Annotated in this window: 2 protein-coding genes; both read left to right on the top strand. The window is 49.0% G+C overall.

The window, feature by feature from the left end; translation table 11 throughout:
- Window positions 1-281 (top strand): AAA family ATPase (locus KDK18_RS04660; RefSeq protein ID WP_257253546.1); only part of this gene is annotated, 281 nt, incomplete at its 5' end.
- Between the two features lie 738 nt (window positions 282-1,019).
- Entirely contained in the window at window positions 1,020-2,018 is a 999-nt protein-coding gene (locus tag KDK18_RS04655) for a nucleoid-associated protein (protein ID WP_257253545.1), read from the top strand.
- Window positions 2,019-2,074 lie beyond the last annotated feature (56 nt).

Raw genomic sequence — 2,074 nt, 5'->3', positions numbered from 1 at the left:
AGCGTGAAGATGAGTTTTCAATCACTGAAGTTGGATATGATGATATTGGTGGGCTTAGACCACAGATTCAAACAATACGCGAAATTGTTGAGCTTCCTCTGCGTTACCCACAACTTTTCAATACCCTGAATGTGAGTCCTCCAAGAGGAATACTTCTGAGTGGACCACCGGGAAATGGAAAAACAATGATTGCCCGGGCTATTGCCAACGAGAGCGGTGCCTTCCTCTTTATCATTAATGGCCCGGAAATAATGAGTAAAATGGCAGGTGAGTCAGAATAGGGAAAACGATTAAAAGAGATGTGATAGGCAAGAGGGAGTAGAAGAATGGGCAACGGAATACTGGATGGGTTGTAAGTGCCCGGGGCGGAGCCGGAATAGCCCGTCGTCACAAACGTCCCGCTCTGTCCGGACAAGGTTACGACAGGCGTTAACAGAAACGAAATGCCTAGAAATAATCTCGGCAGGGAGCGCAATTTCATATCGACGCAGTTCAGATCAGTCTTGTCTGATCGCTGAGAGACAGTTAACAAAGACAGAATAAAATAGAACATAACCTGCCACTTATATCATCCTGTAAAGAGCCTCATTGGATGGCCTTTGCCATTTGTACCAGATCTGTATAGCACCGCACTGGCGAGCATGCCACGAAGAGAGATAGCGGTAATCAACTTTCTGCAAAAACCTTCAACCTTCATCACTGGCAAATTGCAGATATTGCCGCATTGGGTGTTAAACAAGTTCTGGTGCTTAGCAGCTCAGGTCAGGCTGGCTGAGTGGTTCAGATCAACACGCCAAAACCTGAGGACAACTCCCCGTTAAAATCAGCGCTGACAGTTTTACCATTAACAGGGTGAAAACGAAGGTTTTCTTGTGTATGTTTTGCCATAGCGGGTTCCGGTTTGTTTCGTCCCAGGCTTTTTTGGTCGACCCAATCCTATGAGGCGATTGGACGGAACCTGCTTGATTTATGAAACATTCGGGTTAGACGATCACCACTGCTTGCAAGACTATTAACTTATGGCCATTCAACAAATCATTGTACACCAGCTGAAACAATCCCCTGGCAGTGACTCCCTGATTGCTATTCCGGCAACTCACAGCCTGCCCCCCACCCCGGCTCTGGAGTCGATGCTGGACGACCTGCTGCAAACCTACAACAAGAAACAGGACAAACAGTATGGTCAGTTCAACCCGGACGCCGAAAGTCCTTTCCCCGGGGAACTGGGTGATTATCTGGTAGAAAAAATGGATTTTACGGCCCTGACCCGCAATACCCTGAACCAACTTCTGGAAAAGCTCGATCAAGCAGGTGCGCTGGGTGGAGGGTACCTTCTGTTTGCTGATTACCAGCAGGGTCTGACCCGATACTTCATGCTCTGCATGTTGACCAGCAACGTCAGCATCACCGTTACAGATGACCTTTCCATTCAAGATGTAGCCTACCTGGATACGACCAGAATGCCGTTGGCCTGCCGCATTAATATCACCGAGTGGCAGGGTAACGAAAACAGCGGCCGTTACCTCTCTTTTTTGCGCCCCCGTGGTGGCCGTCGCCTGAGCGATGTATTTCAGGAAGCTCTGGGCTGCAATGAAACCAGCAACAGCAAGGAAGAGGCTGACACGCTGGTCAGTGCTGTAAAGGAGTACGCCAGAGAAGCGCCTTCCCTGGAAAATCACCGGGAAGTCAGTCGACAGGTCTATGACTTCTGCCAGACCAAAATGGATGATGGCGATGCCCTGACTCTGGATGAGCTTACCGGTTACCTGAGTGAGGCCGGCTCTGATGATTTTGCCCGTTTCGTCAACACTCGTGACTATGATATGAACCAACCCATGGCTCCAGAGAAACGCACTCTGACCAAACTGGTTAAGTACACCGGTCGCAGCAAGGGTCTTAACATTGCTTTTGATGCCGAGCTGCTCGGTACTCAGGTAGTGTACAACAAAGACCTGAATCAGCTTGTCATCAAGGAAGTTCCAGCCAAACTCAAGGAACAACTGGAAGGCAACAACTGACGTTTGAGGCGAGCTATATTTGCATGCCCTCATGAGCTCTGATAGATCTGTTAAGC

Source organism: Endozoicomonas sp. SESOKO3, assembly GCF_024606255.1.
The sequence above is the reverse complement of the archived record's forward strand: the minus strand, read 5'-3'. Positions and strand labels throughout refer to the sequence as shown.

Excerpts from the sequence above, each read along its gene's own strand:
- KDK18_RS04655 (WP_257253545.1), top strand. The coding sequence starts at position 1,020 with ATGGCCATTCAACAAATCATTGTACACCAGCTGAAACAATCCCCTGGC.